Source organism: Thioalkalivibrio sp. ALJ15 (genome assembly GCF_000383695.1).
In the GTDB taxonomy this organism is placed as follows: Bacteria; Pseudomonadota; Gammaproteobacteria; order Ectothiorhodospirales; family Ectothiorhodospiraceae; genus Thioalkalivibrio.
Map to the genome: position 1 here is coordinate 25,199 of NZ_KB912062.1, position 19,635 is coordinate 44,833.

Consider the following 19,635-nt stretch of genomic DNA (forward strand, 5'->3'; position numbering starts at 1 on the left):
AGGGTCCTTTACATCAGGGGGCAAGCCACAGGCCTGATTCCTCCAGCCCGTCGGCGATTTGCTCCGCCATTTGCTGATAGCCGGCCGCGTTGGGGTGGATGCGATCCGCGCGCAGGTCGCCGTTCGAGAGCACCCCTGACAGCACCCCGTCGATTAGCGGGACCCCCTCCTCGCGCGCCAACTCGCCATAGATGCCGTCGTCACGCAGGCGCCCCGTGGCGGCCGCGAAGGCCGAGGCCGAGGGCACGCCAAGCAGCAGGGGCTGGGCGCCATGCTCGCGCACCTCGTGGATCAGGGCCCGCAGGTCCTCCTTGACCGCCGGCGCGGCGCGCTGGCGCAGGAAGTCATTGCCGCCGAGACCGATGATCACCAGATCGGGCTCGTGCTCGCGCAGGCTGGGGCCCAGCCGGCCACGCGCGCTGTCCGCCCGGTCGCCGGGCACGCCGTCGTTCACCACCTGCCAGCCAGTGATCTCGGCCAGACGCGCCGGGAAATCTTCCCCGCGCGAGGCGCCCGTCCCGTGGGTCACGCTGTCCCCGAACGCCAGCACCGTGGCCGCGCGCGGCAGCGGCTCCAGGTCACCGGGTCCGCTACCACCACACCCGGCGAGCAGGGCCAGCAGCCCCGCTACCCCGCCCGCCAGAAACTGCCGCCGCGAGCGAGCGATCATGCCCGCACCGCCATGCGTCGCAGTGCGAACAGCGCGATGGCCAGGAACAGCAGTACCGGCAGGCTGGCCGCCAGCAGCGGCGGCAGGTTGTACACCAGCCCCAGGTGGGTAATCGCGCGCATCACGATCACGAACGAGACCCCGATCGCGATCCCGATAAACAGGCGCTGGCCGGCGCCGCCCTCGCGCTGCGAGCCGAACAGGAACGGGATCGCCAGCAGCAGCATCACGAAGGTACTGGCCGGCAGGGTGAAGCGCTGCCAGAACGCGACCTCGTAGGGAGCCGCATCCAACTGATTCTGCTGCAGATAGTCGATGTAGCGAGAGAGATCGAGCGCGGCCATCTGGCTGGGCTCGACCACCAGCACGTCGAAATACTCGGGGGCGATCAGCCGGTCGATTGTCTCCTGCTCACGGTGTTCGGCGACCACGCGGTCATGCGACAGCTGCGAACGCTCCACGTCCTCCAGCCGCCAATCTCCATCGACAAACCGGGCCCGCGCCGCGCGGGTGATGCGGCTGGGCTCGCGATCCCCGGTGAACTCGATGATGCGCACCCCGATCAGCTGATTCCCGGCCAGCACCGACTCGGCGTGGATCATCCGCTGACCGTCGCGTGCCCAAAGCCCCATCGACCCCACGCTGATCTCCTCGTCGAAGGCCGAGGCCTTCAACGCCTGGGCACGCGTCTCCGAGGCCGGGGCAAAGAACTCGCCGATAATCAGCATCACCATTACCACGACCAGCCCCGCCTGCAGCACCCAGACGATGAACCGGCCCAGGGTCATGCCGGCGGCCCGCATCGCCGTCAGCTCGCTGTTCGCGGCGAGGTTGCCCAACCACAGGAGCCCGCCCAGCAGGGCCGCCGAGGGCAGCATTTCGTACATCCGCCGCGGCAGGGTCAGCGCCACGTAGAGCATCGCCTCGGTGACCCCGTAGGTGCCGGTGCCGGTATCGCGCAGCTCGTCGATCATCGCGAACACCGCGTCCAGCGCGACCAGCAACACTACGGCCAACGTCGTGCCGATCAGCACCTGGCGGATCACATAGCGCCCCAACACCGTGGTCATGGCGCCCCTCCGGCATCACGCAAGCGAGGAGTGGCCGATCGCAGCCGCAACAGGCCCTTGTGCCAGGCCAGCACCACCCACAACACCAGCATCAGACCATGGGTCCACCACAGCCCCAGGGCCAGTGGTGTGCGGCCGTCGGCCAGCTGTCCCTGCCCGAGGATGAGGAAGTTTGCGTACAGCACGTACACACCGATCGCGGCCGGGATGCGCGCATAGCGCCCGGTGCGGGGCGGCACCTGCGCCAGCGGCAGCGCAAGCAATGCCAGCACCAGGATCGACAGCGGCATTGCCAGACGCCATTCCAGCTCGGCGCGCGCCTCGGGATCGTCGCGCTGCGCCCACAGCGCGGAGGTCGGCAGCGCATCCAGGCTAGCGCGGCGCGTGGTTGGGTCGGGCTCGGTAATCTGGGTGCGCAGGCGCTCGAACTCCAGCATGCGGAAGCTCGCAGTGCCGGGCTCGCCGACGTAGCGATAGCCGTTCTCCAGCAGCAGGAAGCCGCTGCCCTCGGCCTCGGGATCGGGCACCGCGCGCTCGGCCACGGTGATCTGCGACTCTCCATCCACCTCGCGATAGATGAAGACTTCCAGCAAGGCCTCGCGATCCTCGCTCATGCGCTCGGCGAAGAAGACCTGATCGCCCACCCGCGAACGCAGGAAACGCCCCGGGGCAATCCCCACCAGGTCGGAGCGCTGCTCGGCCAGGTCACGCAACTGGTCGATCTGCGCCTCGGTACGGGGTACGACCATGGTCATCAGCACCAGCAGCAGGATCGCGGCCGGGGCCGCCACCCAGAACAGCGCGCGGTAGAGGGCCGCGAACGACATCCCGCTGGCCTGCAGCGCGGTCATCTCGCTGTCGCGCTGCATGCGCCCGAACACCAGCATGAACGCCAGAAACAGGGCGACCGGCCAGAGGAACACAATGCCCTTGAACGCCCCGAACGCGACCATGCCGGGGAGGAAATCGACCGGCAGGCTGCCCTCGGCGACGTCGCGCAGCACCCGCGCCAGTACGCCGCCGATAATGACCAGCAGCAACACCACGCTCACTGCGGCCTGGGTCAGCCACAGCTCGCGGGCGATGAAGCGCTCGGCGCGACGCAGGATCATGCGCCCGTCACCCCGCGCCGGACGCGACGCGTGGTCGGGCGCCGCTCGGCGCTGGTAACATGCTCGGACTCATTTTCGGGAGGCATTTGATGCAATTCTCCGTCACCACCTCGACCCTCGACAAACCCCGCGTCGGCATCCGCGCCGCCGGGATCGCCCACAAGCGCAAGCCGGCCGCGGGCGCCAGCGCCCTGGATGCCGCGCGCGACGGCGAGATCGCCGCCCTGCTGAAGGCCGGCGAGATGGATGGCGAGGCCGGCAGCCGGCTGCTGCTGCCCGGCGGTGGAACCAAGGGTAGCGCACTCCTGATCGGCCTGGGGGCGAAGAAGGACTTCGACGCCCGCGCCGCGCGCAAGGCGGCGCAGGCCCTGGCCGCCGCGCTGGTCGAGCGCCCGGCCACCAGCGCCGCGATCGCGGTCGCGGACTTCCAGCCGCGCGGCAAGGACATCGCCTGGGTGGTGCACACCCTGGTCGCGGCGATCTCGGATGCCGCCTACCGCTTCACCCCGTTCAAGGGCAAGGAGAAGACCACCCCGGTGAAGCTGGACAAGATCCAGCTGTGCGTGGAGCGCAAGGACGCCGAGGCCGCGAAGCAGGCCTGCACCGAGGCCGCGGCGATCGCCACCGGCGTGAACCGCGCGAAGGACCTGGGCAACACCCCGCCGAATGTCTGCTACCCGGAGAGCCTGGCCGACACCGCCCGCGAGATGGCGAAGCAGTACAAGCAGCTGAAGGCCACGGTGCTGGACGAGAAGGACCTGGAGAAGCTTGGCGCCGGGGCGATCCTGGCGGTGGGCAAGGGTTCCGAGCGCCCGCCGCGCCTGATCGCGATGGAGTACTCCGGCGGCAAGAAGGGCGACGCCCCGGTGGTGCTGGTCGGCAAGGGCATCACCTTCGACACCGGCGGCATCTCGCTGAAGCCCGGCGCCGAGATGGACGAGATGAAGTACGACATGTGCGGCGCGGCCAGCGTGTTCGGGGTGATCGAGGCCTGCTGCGAGCTGGGGCTGCCGGTCAACGTGGTCGGCGTGGTCACCAGTGCCGAGAACATGCCCGACGGCCGCGCAACGCGCCCCGGCGACATCGTCACCACTTTGTCCGGACAGACCGTCGAGATCCTGAATACCGACGCCGAGGGCCGCCTGGTGCTGGCCGATGCCCTGACCTGGGTGGAGCGCTACAAGCCGAAGGCGGTGATCGACATCGCCACGCTGACCGGGGCCTGCATCATCGCCCTGGGCCATCAGGGCGCGGCGATCCTGGGCAACAACGAGCGCCTGGCGAAGAGCCTGCTGGCCGCCGGCGAGGAGACCGGTGATCGCGGCTGGCAGCTCCCGCTGTGGCCGGAGTACCAGGAACAGCTGAAGAGCAATTTCGCCGACATGGCCAACATCGGCGGGCGCCCGGCCGGCACCATCACCGCCGCCTGCTTCCTGTCGCGCTATACCGAGGACTACACCTGGGCGCATGTCGACATCGCCGGCGTGGCCTGGAAGAGCGGCAAGGAGAAGGGCGCGACCGGCCGCCCAGTCCCGATGCTGATGCGCTACCTGCTCGACCAGGCCTGATCCGGGTCGGGCGCGGATGACCCACGTCAGCTTCTACCTGCTGCAGGACCCGGCCCCGGAGGCGCGCCTGCGCTTCACCTGCCGCCTGGCGAAAAAGGCCAGCGGCCAGGGCCATCGCGTGCACATCCACACCGGCTCGCCGGAGCTGACGCGCACGCTGGACGAGTGGCTGTGGACCTTCGAGGACACCGCGTTCCTGCCGCACAGCACCGATGTGCGCGATGCGGACGTCCCGGTCTCCCTGCACGAAGCCCATGCCCCGTCGGATCGCTGCGACGTGCTGATCAACCTGGCGCCGGAGGTGCCGGAGTACTGCGGGCGCTTCGAGCGCGTCGCGGATATCGTCGGCGGCGAGGAGTCGGAGCGCGAGGCGGGCCGCGCCCGCTACCGCTACTTCAAGGAACGCGGCTACCCGCTGAAGCACCACAACATCTGACGCGCACCGCGCCAGGGAAACACGGACTCTTCAAGCCTTGTGCCAGATCAGCACCTGGTTGTTGACCGGCATCTCCACCACCTCGGCCCGGCCGAGACCGTGCTGCGCGGCCAGCGCGTCCAGGTCGGCCCGGTCACGCACGCCCATGCCGGCATCCTGCTGACGCAGCATCGCATCGAAACGCGCGTTGGAGGCCGCCATATGTGCGCCGTCGTGGGCGAACGGGCCGTAGAGCGCGAACACCCCGGCCGGTGCCAGCACCCGCCCCACGCCGGCAAAAAAGGCCTCGACCGCCGGCCAGTGCATGATGTGCACGGTATTCGCGCTGTAGACGTAGTCGAACGGCCCCTCGGGCCAGGGGTCGGCCAGCACGTCCAGCGCCACCGGCGCCCGCAGGTTCGGCAGCGCCGCGTCCGCCCGCCAGGCCTCCACCCCCGGAAGATTCTCCGCGACATCGCTTGGGAGCCAGTCGAGGTGTGGCAGGGCGCCGGCGAAATACGCCGCGTGCTGCCCCGTTCCCGCCCCGACCTCCAGCACACGCCCCGGGGCGGCAAAACGCTCGCGCAACACGGACAGGATGGGGTCGCGGTTCTCCTCCGCGGCCGGGGCGTACGGCTTGTGTCGGGACATCATCTCTCCTGCATCGGATTTCGGGTCATTCTGGACGCGCCCGGGGCGGACTGCCATGATCGAGGGACATCCCGAACACAGGCCCGCCCCATGTCGCATCCCCGCTGGTTTGCCTGGCCCCGAGTCCTGATCGTCTCCCTGGTGTTCACCCTCACGCTCGCCGCCAGTGACACCCTCGCCCGCGAAGTCGATCCGGAAGCGCTGGAACGCGTGCTGCCGGTGGAGCTGGCCACCGTCGGCATGGACGCTCAGACCGGCGCCCCGATCGCCCTGCTGCGCGACCCCGACTCCGGCGAGGTGGTACCGATCGTGATCGGCCCCGACCAGGCGCAGGCCATCCTGCTGGCGATGCACGAGGTCCAGCTGTCGCGTCCGCAGACGCACGACCTGATGATCGACCTGCTGGACGAACTGAATGCGACCCTGGAGCGCGTGATCGTCGACGGCCTGGTCGACGGCACCTACCTCGGCTGGCTGGAACTGCGCGTGGAGGGCGAGGAAGAACCGCGCTACATCGACACCCGCCCCAGTGACGGCCTGGCCCTGGCCGTGCGCACCGGTGCCACGATTGCGGTCTCGCCCGACGTCCTCGAGGCCGACGTGCCGTTCGAATACAGCCCGCCCGGCGACGACGAGGTGGTGACCGCGCTCGGCATCACCGTGATCGCGGTGCGCGACGACCTGCGCGAGGCACTGGAACTGCCGGATGAACCCGGCGTGCTGGTCAGCCGCGCCCAGGGCGCTGCCGCAGCCGCCGGCCTGGCGCAGGGCGCGCTGATCCTGGAGGTAAACGGGCAAACTCCCGAGACCCCGATCGAATTCCTGGATGCGGTCTCCGAGACCCCGGATGGCGAAGAGGCGGAGATCCGCTTCTGGCTGGACGGCGAGGAACAGACCATCACTCTGCCCACCGACGTCCCGCAGATCGAAGAGTCGGACGACGCGCTGGCCGTGTAGCGGAACTGGCCAGGAAAGAAGTCAGTCGGCAGTCGGCAGCCGCGGGCGCAGCCAGTCCAGCGTCGCGGCCGTGGCCGCGTCCGGCTGCCCGCCCTCGCCGCGCAGGGCCTGGAGGGCCTCACCCGCCAGCTGCTTGCCAAGCTCCACGCCCCACTGGTCGAAGGCATTGATACCCCAGAGCGTCGCGAGCACATAGATCTTGTGCTCGTACAGCGCGATCAGCGCCCCGAGCGTGGCCGGATCGAGTTGCTCGAGCAGGATCACGGTGCTGGGCCGGTTGCCCGGGAAAGTCCGGTGCGGGGCCAGGGCATCGATCTGCTTGGGGGCGGTCCCGGCCGCGGCCATCTCCGCGCGCACCGTGCCCTCGTCCTTGCCGAGCGCCAGGGCCTGCGCCTGCGCTACCAGGTTCGCCAGCAGCAGCGGGTGCTGGGCCGGCAGGTCGTGTTCCGGCCGGGCCACGCCGATAAATTCCGCCGGGATCACCCGCGTACCCTGATGGAGCAGCTGAAAGAACGCGTGCTGGCCATCGGTGCCGACCGCCCCCCAGACGATGCTGCCGGTATCCTCCTCCACCGGGCGGCCATCCAGACGCACCCGCTTGCCGAGACTCTCCATCTCTGCCTGCTGCAGATAGGCGGGCAGCAGGGCCAGGCGCTCGTCATAGGGCAGGACCGCGCGGGCGCAGGCCCCCAGCAGGTTCTGGTTCCAGTAGTCGACCAGGGCCATGCGTACGGCGGCGTTGTCGGCGAGGGGCGTGGCGCGCACGTGCTCGTCCATCATGTGCGCCCCGCCGAGGAAGGCGCGGAAGCCATCCATGCCCAGCAGCAGCGCCACCGGCAGACCGATCACCGACCACACCGAATAGCGCCCGCCCACCCAGTCCCAGAAGCCGAACATGTTGGCCGGGTCGATCCCGAACGCCACCACCCGCTCGCGCGCGGTGGACACCGCGACGAAGTGGCGCGCGACCGCCTCCTCGGGAAAGTGGCCAAGCAGCCAGTCACGCGCGGCGCGGGCGTTGGTCAGGGTCTCCTGCGTGCCGAAGGTCTTGGAGGCGACGATGAACAGAGTCGTCTCGGGGTCGGCCTCGCGCAGCTCGGCGGACAGTGCGGCGCCATCCACGTTGGAGACAAAGCGCACGGTTAGCGGATCGCCCTCGGCGGTCGGCCGCGCGTGTGCGGCCAGTGCACGACAGACCATGCGCGGGCCCAGGTCGGAGCCGCCAATACCGATATTGACCACGCGCCGGATCGGGCGCCCGGTATGGCCCATATGCTCACCCGTGTGGACCCGCCGCACGAAGGCCTCCATGCGCTCGAGTTCCGCATGCACCACACGCGCCAGGTCCTCGCCTTCGACCTCGCAGCACGCCCCGGGCGGCAGGCGCAGCGCTGAATGCAGAGCCGCCCGCCCCTCGGTGATGTTCACGCGCTCGCCCGAGAACAGGCGCTCCAGGGCCCCGGACACACCGCAGCGGTTCGCGTGCGCCGCCAGGGCCTGCCACGCCGGACCGTCCAGCCGCTGGCGCGTCCAGTCCAGGCGCAGCCCCGCGATCTCCTGCACATCCCGCTGCACCCGGCCCGAGTCCTCTTCCAGCAGGTTTCGCAGGGGGCACTCGTTCAGCCGCTCTGCATGTGCAGCCAGATCATCACTCCGTGCCCCTTCGTTCCCTGAGATCATCCGTGTGCCCCTTGCGATGGTGACTCCAGATTGCCGCGCGCCGCCCAGCCGTTCAATGCCCCGGCGCCCCATATCGCTCCGGGCGCCTGCGTTACACTCTTGGAAACGCAACCGGGGCTCCCGGTTCCACCCGTGTTTCCCCAGGAAATTGTTATGCGCATCCTTTTCGCCAGCAGCGAGGCGTACGGCCTCACCAAGACCGGGGGCCTCGCCGACGTCAGCGCCAGTCTGCCCGTTGCCCTGCGCCGGCGGCGGCAGGACGTACGGCTGGTCGTACCCGGCTATCCGGAGGCCTGCAGCCAGCTGGCCCACGCGCAACCCTTGCCCGGCCCCCCGGATGCGCCCTGGCAGCTGATTGAAGGCCATCTGCCCGGTACCAAACTGCCGGTCTACCTGGTCGACTGGCCGGAGTATTTCCAGCGGGCCGGCAACCCCTACAGCGCCAGCAATGGCACGGACTGGCCGGACAACGCCCAGCGTTTCGCCGGATTCGCCCGGGCGATCACCGCCATCGCCCGCGACGCGGCCGGGCTCGACTGGGCACCGGAACTGGTGCACCTGAACGACTGGCAGACCGGCCTGGTGCCCGTGTTCCTGGACCCCGAGCGCAGTGGCGCCCCGCGCCCGCGCACGATCTTCACGATCCACAACCTCGCCTATCAGGGCCTGTTCCCGGCGCAGGCGATGGACGATCTTGGGCTGCCGTCCGATCTGTGGACCCCGGACGCCCTGGAGTTCCACGACCAGTTGTCGTTCATGAAGGCCGGACTGGTCTTCGCCGACGCCATCACCACCGTCTCGCCCACCTACGCCCGCGAGATCCAGGAGCCGGAATCAGGCATGGGCCTGGACGGCGTGCTGCGTGCCCGCGCCGCCGACCTCTACGGCATCCTGAACGGGGTCGACTACCGCGCCTGGGATCCGTCCCGCGATCGCCACATCGCTCAGCCTTACTCGGCGGAGGACCTGGCCGGCAAGGCCCATAGCAAGGCCGCCCTGCAAAAACGCATGGGACTGGACGTGGACCCCGACGTACCGCTGCTCGGGCATGTCGGGCGCATGGTCGAGCAAAAGGGCGTGGACCTGATCCATGCGGCCTGCACCCCGTTGCTGGAGGCCGGACGTGTGCAGCTCGCCCTGGTCGGCTCCGGACAGAAGGACCTGGAACATGCGACCGGCGCCCTGGCCCGGACCTACACCGGCCGCGTCGGGGTGCATATCGGCTACGACGAGCCGCTGGCGCACCAGATCGAGGCCGGGTCCGACCTGTTCCTGATGCCCTCGCGCTTCGAGCCCTGCGGCCTGAACCAGATGTACAGCCTGCGCTACGGCACCCCGCCGGTGGTGCATGCCACGGGCGGGCTGGCGGACACCGTGGTGCACGCAAGCCCCGAAAACCTGGCCGACGGCACAGCCACTGGCTTCAGCTTCACGCCCGACACGGTCAGCGCCCTGACGCAGGCCCTGGAACGCGCCCTCGAGCTCTACCAGCAGCGCGCCGACGGGCGCTGGGAACAGCTCCTGCGCACCGGCATGACCCAGGAATTCGACTGGACCGCGAGTGCCGAGCACTACCTCTCGCTTTATCGCCAACTGGTTCCCCGCAGGCGACAGGCTACGACCGGCTGATCTGCGCTATAATCATCCTCTTTTCGCGCTAGCAACGTTCCCCACAAGGCCGGCCCATGGGCCGGCCTTGTGCGTGCAGAAGGGCTTATGACTCAAACCGACCTAGACGACCGATTCCTGCCCAAGGACAAGGAACTGCGCGCCCGCGTGCGCCTGTTCGGCGAACTGCTGGGTAACGTAATCCGCAAGCTGGAAGGCCAGACCGTATTCGACGCAGTGGAAAAGCTCCGCCGCGGTTTCGTGAGCCTGCGCAAGGACGAAGATCCCCAGCTGCGCCAGCGTCTGATGGCGGACATCACCCACTTCGACGCGACCCTGACCGAACGCGTGATCCGCGCGTTCAGCATCTACTTCAGCCTGGTCAACATCGCCGAGGAAGACCTGTTCTACCGCTGGCGGCGCGCGCAGGTCTCCAGCGGCGAGCCGCTGTGGACCGGCTCGTTCGACCAGACGCTGCGCGAATTGCACAACGAGGGTGTGACCGCCGCCGAACTGGAACGCCTGCTCGCGGAACTGCACTACCAGCCGGTATTCACCGCGCACCCCACCGAGGCCCGTCGCCGGACCACGATGGAGAACCAGCGCCGCGTGTTCGAGACAGCCGACCGGCTCAACCAGCCCGAGCTGGGCGAGGAAGAACGCCGCCTGATCATCGAGGAGCTGGAGACCCAGATCCAGCTGCTGTGGCGCACCAACGAGGTGCGGGTGAAAAAGCCGCAGGTCCAGGACGAGATCAAGTACGGGTTGTTCTATTTCGAGGAGAGCCTGTTCGAGGCAATACCGCTGTCCTACCGCTTCCTGGAGAAGGCGATCCGGCGCATCTACGGGGTACACCCAGACGGCAGCCTGCCCGTGCGCATCCCGGCCTTTCTGCACTTCGGCTCCTGGATTGGCGGTGACCGTGACGGTAACCCGAACGTCACCCCGGAAGTCACCGAACTGGCCTGCCGCCTGGCGATGGAGCAGGTCCTGCGCGAGTACATCAAGCGGGTCAATCACCTGCGCAATGTCCTCACCCATTCGGCCTATATGTGCCAGCCGTCGCAGGAATTCCTCGACAGCCTGGACGCCGACAGCAACATCGCCAACGCCGTGTTCCACGGCGCCTCCGACCGTTTCGAGAGCGAACCGTACCGGCGCAAGCTGTACATCATGCGCTACCGCCTGCGCGAGACGCTGGAGACGGTCTGCCGGCGCATCCAGGGCGAGGCGGCCGTGCTGCCGACCAACAGCGCCTACGCCGACGCCAATGCCTTTCTGCAGGACCTGAACCTGATCCGCGACTCGCTGATCAGCCATGGCGACCGCAACATCGCCTCCGGTGCGCTGACCGACCTGATCCGTCTGGTCGAGACCTGCGGCTTCCACCTGCATCACCTGGACGTGCGCCAGGAGTCCACGGTCCACAGCGAGGCCATCGCCCAGCTGCTGCAGCAACTGGCACCGGAGGTCGACTACAACACGCTGGACGAGTCCGGCCGCCAGAAGGTCCTGAGCGACCTGATCGCGGCACCATCGCTGGCCGATCTGAATCGCGAGGCCCTCGACGAGGGCGCACTGGAGACCCTGCGCGTATTCGAGGTCATCCAGTCGATGCGCCGCGAGATCGGTCCGGATGGCATCGGCACCTACGTGATCTCGATGACCCACGCCGCCTCGCACGTGCTGGAGGTCCTGCTGCTGGGCCGCCTGACGGGGCTGGCCGGCGAGGACGAGAACGGCGAGCCGTTCTGCCACCTGCGCATCTCGCCGTTGTTCGAGACCATCGAGGACTTGCTGCATGTCGAGGACGTGCTGGAAGGCCTGCTGTCCAACCCGGTCTATGCCCGCCTGTTGTCCGCCTCCGGCAACGTCCAGGACGTAATGCTCGGCTACTCCGACTCCTGCAAGGATGGCGGCATCCTCGCCTCCAGCTGGAACCTCTACGAGGCGCAGAAGAAGATCGTCGGGATCACCGACCGCTTTGGCGTGCGCTGCCAGCTGTTCCACGGGCGCGGTGGTACCGTGGGCCGCGGCGGCGGCCCGACCCATGAATCCATCCTCGCCCAGCCCCCAGCCACCGTGCAGGGGCGGATCAAGTTCACCGAGCAGGGCGAGGTGCTGTCGTACAAGTATTCCAACGCAGAGACGGCGGTCTACGAACTGGGCATGGGGGCGACCGGTCTGATGCTCGCCTCGCGCAGCCTGATCCGCACGGCACGCCAGGACCGTGACGAATACCGCGACACGATGGGCGAGCTGGCCCGTGCTGGCGAGGATGCCTACCGCGACCTGATCGACCGCACGCCGGGGATTCTCGACTACTTCTACGAGATTACCCCGGTGCAGGAGATCGGTTTCCTGAATATCGGTTCGCGCCCCTCCCACCGGCGCAAGACGGATCGTTCCAAGAGCTCGATCCGGGCGATCCCCTGGGTGTTCGGCTGGGCACAGTCGCGCCATACCCTGCCCGCCTGGTACGGGATCGGATCGGCCCTGGAACAGTGGCGGGGCGAGGACCCGGCACGCCTGGAACAGCTGCAGCGGATGTACCAGGAGTGGCCATTCTTCCGTTCTCTGCTGTCGAACTGCCAGATGGCCCTGACCAAGGCGGACATGCGCACCGCGGCCGAGTACGCACGTCTTTGCAGCGACCCGGAGCTGGCCGAACGGCTGTACTCGCGCGTGCGCGAGGAGCACACACGCACGGTCAACGAGGTCCTGCGCGTGGCCCGGCTGGACCGACTGATGGACGAGACACCGCTGTTGGCGCGCTCGCTGCAGCGGCGCAACCCGTATCTGGACCCGCTCAACAGCATCCAGATCCACCTGCTGCGCGAGTCGCGCCAGTTCGACGCCGAAGCCGACGATGACGCGGACAACCCCTGGCTGTCGCCACTGCTGCGCTCGATCAACGCGATCGCCGCAGGGATGCGCAACACCGGCTGAGCACAGTCATCCGCCCCCGTGCTGGACCCGGGGGGCGGTGGGCACCTCCTTGCGTTAGAATCGCGGCATGCGCCTGCTGCTGCTCATCGTTGCCATCGTCGCTGTCTTTCTGGCGGTCCGCACCCTGGTGCGCTCCACCAGTGCGCGCAAGGAGTCCGTCTCGCGTGACGCCCGCCCCGACCGCCTGAAGGAAGGCGGCGCGGTGATCCGTTGCGCCTATTGTGGTGTACACGTCCCGGAGGCCGAGGCCTACCGCGATGGCGATCGCCTCTACTGCTCCCCGCAACACGCCGAGATCGACCGCAACCGGCAGAACGCCGGGCCCGGTTCCGACTCGGGCGCCGACTGATCCAGCGGGAGGTCGGCATCCATGGGGGGGCCCATCGCGCTTGATGCCGACACGCGCCGCTCGGCCTGGCTGTTCGCGCTATACCGCGTCTTTGTTGCCAGCGTCCTGCTGATCCTGGGGCTGGTACCGGAGGGTCCCGCGGGGCTGCACGCCGCGGCACCGGAGATGTATCCGGCGCTCGCCGGCGGCTATCTGGTTTTTGCGCTGTTCGTCGCGGCGATGACCTGGCGCCCGGCCCGCGACCCCAACACGACCAGTCTGGCCGCTCTCGCGCTACTGGGCGGGATTGGCGACACCATCAGCCTGGTCGCGCTGGTCCTGGTCGCAGGCGGCGTGGGCACCGGCATCGGCCTGTTGCTGATCCCCGCGGTGGTGGCCGCCACCCTGCTCTCCGGCGGACGGCTGAGCCTGTCGCTGGCCGCCGTCGCTACCCTGGGTCTGCTCACGGCCGAGGCGGCGGCGATCTTCCTGCTGGACCAGGACGGCTCGGGCCTGACCCAGGCCGGACTGCTCGGCGCCACGCTCTTCGCCGCCGGGCTACTCGCCCGGCATGTCGCGCGCCGCGCAGGGGCGACCCGCGCCCAGGTCGAGCGTCAGGAAGAAGACCTGGCCAACCTCGCCGAGCTCAACGCCCAGATCATCGCGCGCATGAGCGCCGGCGTCATCGCGGTCGACCCGGATGGCGAGATCCGTTCGATCAACGAGGCCGCGCGCCGGCTGCTCCCGCCCCGCCCCGGCCGCCAGCTGGCCGAGATCTCGCCGGCGCTGGCGCAGCGGGTCGAACAATGGCAAAGCACAGGGATGCGCACGGACACGCAGCAGCTGCCGGGGGATCGTGACCAGCCCGCCCTGCAGGTCCGCCTGACCCCTCTGGGCGATCGCGGGACGCTGCTGATCCTCGAGGATCTCGCGGAGATCCAGCGCCAGGCACAGGCCAGCAAGCTGCAGGCGCTCGGCCGCCTGACCGCGAGTATCGCCCACGAGATCCGCAACCCGCTGGGCGCGATCAGCCACAGTGCCCAGCTGCTCGCCGAGTCTCCACAGCTGACCCGACCCGACCAGCGCCTGCTGACCATCATCAACAAGCAGAGCAAGCGCGTGAACGAGCTGATCTCCAACGTGCTGAGCCTGTCGCGACGCGATACCGGACAACGCGAGCGACTGAACCTGCAGGAATTTCTCGACCGTTTCGTCGACGAGTTCTGTGGCGCCCTGCAGATCCCGCGCGTCGCGCTGCACGCCAGGATCGAACCGTATGACTCCGAAGTGCTGTTCGACCCCTCGCAGCTGAATCAGGTCCTCTGGAACCTTTGCACCAACGCCCGCATACACGGGGGCCACGACCAGCCGGGCTCACCGCCGATTGTGCTGCGTGGCGGCGCCGGCCAGGTGGCACGCGTTGTCAGTCTCGATGTCCTCGACGCAGGACCCGGCATTGCGCCGGACCAGCGCTCCGACCTGTTCGAACCGTTCGTCTCGAGCAGCGGCGGGGGCTCCGGGCTGGGCCTGTACATCTCGCGCATGTTGTGCGAGAACAACGGAGCAACCCTGGAGTACGTCAGCACACCCACCGGCGGATGCTTCCGCATCCTGTTCGCCCCGACCGAAACAGTCGCGGGCAAAAGCAGCACGGAAGCATCGTCAACGGAGACCGCGAGGGAACGCGCATGAGCATTCGCCACGTCCTGGTCGTGGACGACGAACCGGACATCTGCGAACTCCTCGAGATCACCCTCTCCCGCATGGGGATCGAGGCCACCACAACCGAACGCCTGAACGGGGCGCGCGAACTGCTCGCCCAGCAGGATTTCGACCTCTGCCTGACCGACATGCGCCTGCCGGATGGCGACGGGCTGGATCTGGTGCGCCACATCCAGGGCCAGCGCCCGGACCTGCCTGTGGCCGTGATCACCGCCCACGGGAGCGTGGACACCGCCGTCCAGGCCCTGAAGCTGGGCGCATTCGACTTTGTCAGCAAGCCGGTGGACCTGCAGCAGCTGCGCGAGCTGATCGACACCGCACTGCGAATGGAACCCGCTCCAGACCTGCCCGGGACACTGAATGCCGGCACGGTCCTGGACGCCGATACCACCCGCACCGACAGCCCCTTGCTCGGACAGGCACCACCGATGCAGACCCTGCGCGCGACGATCCAGAAACTGGCGCGCAGCCAGGCGCCGGTGTTCATCCGTGGCGAGTCCGGCTCCGGCAAGGAGCTGGTGGCACGCGAGATCCATCGCCTGGGGCCGCGCAGCGATCGCCCGTTCGTGCCGGTCAATTGCGGGGCGATCCCCGGCGAGTTGATGGAGAGCGAGTTCTTCGGCCACCGCAAGGGGGCCTTCACCGGGGCCACGCAGGATCACACCGGGCTGTTCCAGGCCGCCAGCGGCGGGACGCTGTTTCTCGACGAGGTCGCCGACCTGCCACTGCCCATGCAGGTCAAGCTGCTGCGTGCAATCCAGGAGCGCGCGATCAAGCCCGTGGGGGGCACGCGCGAGATCCCGGTGGACGTGCGCCTGCTGTCGGCCACGCACCACGACCTGGAGCGCGCGGTGGCCGAGGGGCGCTTCCGTCAGGATCTCTACTACCGCCTGAACGTGATCGAACTGAAGGTCCCCGCCCTGCGGGAACGACGCGAGGACATCCCTCTGCTCGCCCAGTGCGTGCTGGCCCGGATCAGCGAGCAGTGGGGTACCGAGCCACTGGAACTGGCGCCGGACGCGCTCGAGGCCCTGGCCCGGCATCCCTTCCCGGGGAACGTGCGCGAACTGGAGAACATCCTCGAACGCGCGGCCACCCTCAGCGAGGGCCCCACGATTCACGCCGACAGCATTGACCTACCCCGTTCCGCACATGGCGAACCCTTGCCATCGGCCGAGGCCCCAGGCTTTGTACCCCCCCCGCCCCGGCGCGAGATACCGACGGCAACGGCGGACGACGTCGCCCTGGACCAGCGCCTGGCCGAGCAGGAACGCCAGGCCATCGCCACGGCGCTGCAGCAGACCGGCGGCAACCGCACGGCGGCGGCGCGCCTGCTCGGGCTCAGCTTTCGCCAGCTGCGCTACCGGCTCAAGAAGCTCGGGATCGAGTAAAAGGGACAGATCAGGCGCGGCGCGGCGGCGGGTCTGGGATCGCCGCCAGCCACTGCTCCAGTTCGAACAGAGGAAGCCCCACCACGTTGGTGTAGGACCCGGCAATCCACTCGACAAAGGCGGCACCGCGCCCCTGGATCGCGTAGGCCCCGGCCTTGCCGAGCGGCTCGCCCGTCGCCCAGTAACGCTCGATGTCGGATGGCGTCAGCGGCCGCATGCGCACGCGGGTCGTCACGGTGCATGCCCGCATGGATTCACCGGGCCGGCAAAGGGCCATGCCGGAGACCACCCGGTGCTCACCGCCGGAGAGGCGTTGCAGCATGGACTCGGCATCGGCGAAATCCACGGGCTTTCCCAGGGCCTCGTCGCCCAGCGCGACCACGGTATCCGCAGCCAGCACCCACTGCCCCGGGATGCCGCGCTCGAGGGCCGCCTCCGCCTTGGCGATGGCGAGGCGCTCGACCAGCGCCTCCGGGGACTCGCCCGGTAGCGGGGTCTCGTCCACGTCCATCGGGGCCACCTCGAAGACGAGCTGGACCTGCTCCAGCAGTTCGCGCCGGCGCGGGGAGGCGGAAGCCAGCAGCAGCGGATGCGCCACGGGCATCACGCGCGGTGGTAGGGGTGGTTGTTCAGCAGCGACCAGGCGCGGTAGAGCTGCTCGGCGACCAGCACCCGCACCAGCATGTGCGGGAAGGTCAGCGGCGACAGCGACCAGGCCCATTCCGCACGGGCGCGCACGGCCTCATCCAGCCCCGCGGCCCCGCCGATCACCAGCGCGACATCGCGTCCGTCCTGCTGCCAGTCGGCCAGGCGCCGCGCGACGCCCTTGGTGTCCACGCCCTTGCCGCGCTCGTCCAGCAGGATCACGCGGGCGCCCTCGGGGATGGCCTTCAGCAGGATCTCGCCCTCGCGCCGCAGCAGCGTGGCCGTATCCATGGACTTGGCCCCGGAGGGGCCGGCCAGGGCCTGCAGGTTCAGGTTCAGCTCACGCGGCAGGCGACCGGCGTATTCGTCGAACCCGGCCGCCACCCAGTCGGGCATGCGCTTGCCGATCGCGATCAGGTCCAGGCGCATGGCGGCGCGCGGCGGTCAGCCGCGCAGGCGGCGGACGCGCTCCAGGCTGGGGTCTTCCGGGGCGGCCTTTTCGGTATCCGCGGCCTCCTCGGCCAGCCAGAGCTTTTCCAGATTGTAGAAGTCGCGGGTCTCCGGGAGCATCACGTGGACGATCACGTCGTTCAGGTCCACCAGCACCCACTCCTGGCTCTCCTGGCCCTCGACCCCCAGCGGCTGAATACCGGCCTCCTTGGCCGTCATCGCCACCGACTCGGCCGCCGACTGCACATGCCGCCCGGAGGTCCCAGAGGCGATCACCATGAAGTCGGCCAGTGTGGTCTTGCCGCGCACATCGATAGTGCGGATGTTCTGCGCCTTGATGTCTTCAAGCGCCGTGGTGACGAGTTCAAGCAGTTGTTCGCTGTTCATGTGTCGATCAAGTTCCGTGATGTCGTTGGGCCCCGGCCCGGTACAGGCCGTGGTCCTGAATGTAGCGGTTGACGGCCCCGGGGAGCAGAAAGCGCGGGCTGCGCCCGGCAAGCAGTTCGTCGCGGATGGCCGTGGCGGAGATATCGAGCTGCGTCACCGGCTGGAAATACACCCGGCCCGCCGGGCTGGAGCGCAACGCGGCCGGATCATGGGTGGCCGCGTTGCCCAGCCACCCGCCCAGCTCCTGCGAAGCGGGGCTGCCCGGGCGGTGCGATACCACGATATGGGCCAGATCGAACAGCTGTTCCCAGCGGTTCCACGATGGCAGGCCGGCGAAGGCGTCCATGCCCATGATCAGCACCAGCGGGGCATCCGGCCCCAGCTCCTCGCGGAAGCTGAGCAGGGTATCGACCGTGTAGGAGGGCCCTTCGCGGTCCAGCTCGCGACGGTCGGCCACGAAGCCCGGCACGCCCGCGATGGCACTCTCCACCATCGCCAGCCGATCGTCGCTGCCGGTGCCCGGGCTCGCACGATGCGGCGGGACATGGCAGGGAATGAAGTGCACCTGCTCCAGCCCCAGGTGCTGCTGGATCTCCAGGGCCGGCCGCAGGTGGCCGAAGTGGATCGGGTCGAAGGTGCCGCCGAGAACCCCGATCACGCGGGAATCGCCCCGGGGAGACGCCGGTTCAATCGCGCGCAGCAGATCATTCCCAAACCCGGCAGGCCCCTAGCTGCGCACATGGCCGTCGCCGAATACCACGTACTTGAGGGTGGTCAGGCCGTGCAGGCCCACCGGACCGCGTGCGTGCAGCTTGTCGGTGGAGATGCCGATCTCCGCGCCCAGGCCGTACTCGAAGCCATCGGCGAAGCGGGTGGAGGCATTCACCATCACCGAGCTGGAGTCCACCGCGCGCAGGAAACGCCGGGCCCGGGTGTAGTCCTCGGTCACGATGCTGTCGGTGTGGTGCGAACCGTACGTATTGATGTGGTCGATCGCTGCGTCCAGGTCGTCGACCACGCGGATCGCGAGGATCGGGCCCAGGTATTCGGCCACCCAGTCGTCCTCGGTGGCCTCGGCGATGTCCGTCCCGGTGTTCGCGAGGATGGCCCGGGTACGTGCACAGCCACGCAGGCTCACCTGGTGCTCGCCCAGGGCCGTCGCCAGGCGCGGCAGGAAGGCCTCGGCCTGATCCGCGTGCACCAGCAGCGTCTCCATGGTGTTGCAGGTGCCGTAGCGCTGGGTCTTGGCGTTCACCGCCACGGCCAGCGCCTTGTCGAGATCGGCCCCGCCATCCACGTACACGTGGCAGACACCGTCCAGGTGCTTGATCACCGGGATCTGCGACTCGTTGCTGACACGCTCGATCAGGCCCTTGCCACCGCGCGGGACGATCACGTCCACGTACTGCGGCATGCGCAGTAGCGCGCCCACCGCCGCGCGGTCGGTGGTCGGCACCACCTGCACCGCCTCGCGCGGCAGCCCGGCCTGCTCCAGCCCGGCCTGGATGATCGCGGCCAGGGCCTGATTCGAGTGCAGGGCCTCGGAGCCGCCGCGCAGGATCGCGGCGTTGCCGGACTTCAGGCACAGGGCGGCGGCGTCGATGGTCACGTTCGGGCGCGATTCGTAGATGATGCCGATCACGCCCAGTGGCACGCGCATCTGGCCCACCTGGATGCCGCTCGGCTGATAGGCCATGTCGGTGATGGTGCCCACCGGATCGGGCAGCCCGGCCACCTGGCGACAGCCCTCGATCATGGTGTCGATGCGCGCGTCGGTCAGCGCCAGGCGGTCCAGCATCGCGGCGTCCAGGCCGCGCGCGCGCCCGGCCTCCAGATCGCGGCTGTTGGCCTCCACCAGCTCGGCACGCCGCGCGGCGATACCCTCGGCGATCGCGTGCAGCGCCGCGTTCTTCGCGCCCGGCTCGGCCTCGGCCATGCGCCGCGAGGCCACGCGGGCAGCACGCCCCAGGGCTTCGACCTGGGCGATCACGTCGGCGGCAGCGGGTTCGGTCGGGTGTACGGCAGCGTTCAT

18 protein-coding genes are annotated in these 19,635 nt (G+C 68.9%); 8 read left to right on the forward strand and 10 right to left on the reverse strand.

Annotation, left to right across the window (positions count from 1 at the left end):
* Nucleotides 1–13 precede the first annotated feature (13 nt).
* From G015_RS0113040 to lptF, 3 genes are read right to left on the reverse strand one after another with little or no spacing between them, the layout of a single operon-like run.
* Nucleotides 14–670, reverse strand: coding sequence for a GDSL-type esterase/lipase family protein (locus G015_RS0113040; RefSeq protein ID WP_020146861.1), 657 nt, complete (start codon nt 668–670; stop codon nt 14–16).
* Nucleotides 667–1,740, reverse strand: a complete 1,074-nt coding sequence (lptG, locus tag G015_RS0113045) for an LPS export ABC transporter permease LptG (RefSeq protein ID WP_018994726.1) — start codon at nt 1,738–1,740, stop codon at nt 667–669. Before lptG ends, G015_RS0113040 begins: the two co-directional genes overlap by 4 nt.
* A complete protein-coding gene (gene lptF / locus G015_RS0113050; RefSeq protein ID WP_018174550.1) occupies nt 1,737–2,852 on the reverse strand; it encodes an LPS export ABC transporter permease LptF in 1,116 nt (371 codons plus the stop codon). Before lptF ends, lptG begins: the two co-directional genes overlap by 4 nt.
* Nucleotides 2,853–2,941: 89 nt before the next feature.
* Here lptF and G015_RS0113055 point away from each other — a divergent pair, with 89 nt between their 5' ends.
* Nucleotides 2,942–4,420, forward strand: coding sequence for a leucyl aminopeptidase (locus G015_RS0113055; protein WP_020146862.1), 1,479 nt, complete (start codon nt 2,942–2,944; stop codon nt 4,418–4,420).
* 16 nt (nt 4,421–4,436) lie between these two features.
* On the forward strand, nt 4,437–4,856 hold the full coding sequence (locus G015_RS0113060) for a DNA polymerase III subunit chi (protein WP_018864759.1): 420 nt from the start codon (nt 4,437–4,439) through the stop codon (nt 4,854–4,856).
* A gap of 30 nt (nt 4,857–4,886) precedes the next feature.
* Here G015_RS0113060 and G015_RS0113065 read toward each other — a convergent pair whose 3' ends face one another.
* Entirely contained in the window at nt 4,887–5,486 is a 600-nt protein-coding gene (locus G015_RS0113065; protein WP_020146863.1) for a DUF938 domain-containing protein, read from the reverse strand.
* Between the two features lie 90 nt (nt 5,487–5,576).
* Here G015_RS0113065 and G015_RS0113070 point away from each other — a divergent pair, with 90 nt between their 5' ends.
* On the forward strand, nt 5,577–6,443 hold the full coding sequence (locus tag G015_RS0113070) for a bifunctional nuclease domain-containing protein (protein ID WP_020146864.1): 867 nt from the start codon (nt 5,577–5,579) through the stop codon (nt 6,441–6,443).
* A 21-nt stretch (nt 6,444–6,464) separates the two neighbouring features.
* On the opposite strand, the gene pgi is transcribed toward G015_RS0113070, so the two are convergent.
* On the reverse strand, nt 6,465–8,123 hold the full coding sequence (pgi, locus tag G015_RS0113075; protein ID WP_012983482.1) for a glucose-6-phosphate isomerase: 1,659 nt from the start codon (nt 8,121–8,123) through the stop codon (nt 6,465–6,467).
* A 153-nt stretch (nt 8,124–8,276) separates the two neighbouring features.
* Between pgi and glgA the strand changes: the two genes are divergently transcribed.
* From glgA to G015_RS0113100, 5 genes are all read left to right on the forward strand, one after another.
* A complete protein-coding gene (glgA, locus tag G015_RS0113080) occupies nt 8,277–9,752 on the forward strand; it encodes a glycogen synthase GlgA (protein WP_012983483.1) in 1,476 nt (491 codons plus the stop codon).
* An 87-nt stretch (nt 9,753–9,839) separates the two neighbouring features.
* Nucleotides 9,840–12,680 carry a phosphoenolpyruvate carboxylase gene (gene ppc / locus G015_RS0113085; protein ID WP_018174543.1) on the forward strand — a complete coding sequence of 947 codons (2,841 nt, stop codon included), beginning with the start codon at nt 9,840–9,842 and terminating at the stop codon, nt 12,678–12,680.
* 67 nt (nt 12,681–12,747) lie between these two features.
* Entirely contained in the window at nt 12,748–13,029 is a 282-nt protein-coding gene (locus G015_RS0113090) for a PP0621 family protein (protein WP_020146865.1), read from the forward strand.
* Between the two features lie 21 nt (nt 13,030–13,050).
* Entirely contained in the window at nt 13,051–14,700 is a 1,650-nt protein-coding gene (locus G015_RS0113095) for a PAS domain-containing sensor histidine kinase (protein WP_018174542.1), read from the forward strand.
* Nucleotides 14,697–16,121, forward strand: coding sequence for a sigma-54 dependent transcriptional regulator (locus G015_RS0113100; RefSeq protein ID WP_018994267.1), 1,425 nt, complete (start codon nt 14,697–14,699; stop codon nt 16,119–16,121). Before G015_RS0113095 ends, G015_RS0113100 begins: the two co-directional genes overlap by 4 nt.
* Before the next feature lie 10 nt (nt 16,122–16,131).
* Here the strand turns inward: G015_RS0113100 and G015_RS0113105 are convergent, their stop codons facing one another.
* The 5 genes from G015_RS0113105 to G015_RS0113125 all read right to left on the reverse strand — a co-directional run bounded on the left by G015_RS0113105 (nt 16,132) and on the right by G015_RS0113125 (nt 19,635).
* On the reverse strand, nt 16,132–16,725 hold the full coding sequence (locus tag G015_RS0113105) for a nucleoside triphosphate pyrophosphatase (RefSeq protein WP_018994719.1): 594 nt from the start codon (nt 16,723–16,725) through the stop codon (nt 16,132–16,134).
* Nucleotides 16,725–17,195 (reverse strand): 23S rRNA (pseudouridine(1915)-N(3))-methyltransferase RlmH, encoded by a 471-nt coding sequence (rlmH, locus tag G015_RS0113110; protein WP_018174539.1) that lies wholly within the window; start codon nt 17,193–17,195, stop codon nt 16,725–16,727. The genes G015_RS0113105 and rlmH overlap by 1 nt, the downstream gene beginning before the upstream one ends.
* A gap of 15 nt (nt 17,196–17,210) precedes the next feature.
* Nucleotides 17,211–17,603: a ribosome silencing factor gene (gene rsfS / locus G015_RS0113115; RefSeq protein WP_020146866.1), complete on the reverse strand. Its 393-nt coding sequence runs from the start codon at nt 17,601–17,603 to the stop codon at nt 17,211–17,213.
* 7 nt (nt 17,604–17,610) lie between these two features.
* Nucleotides 17,611–18,261, reverse strand: a complete 651-nt coding sequence (gene nadD, locus G015_RS0113120) for a nicotinate-nucleotide adenylyltransferase (protein WP_020146867.1) — start codon at nt 18,259–18,261, stop codon at nt 17,611–17,613.
* A 69-nt stretch (nt 18,262–18,330) separates the two neighbouring features.
* The gene (locus G015_RS0113125) at nt 18,331–19,635 is read right to left on the reverse strand and encodes a glutamate-5-semialdehyde dehydrogenase (protein ID WP_020146868.1); all 1,305 of its coding nucleotides are present in this window, start codon (nt 19,633–19,635) and stop codon (nt 18,331–18,333) included.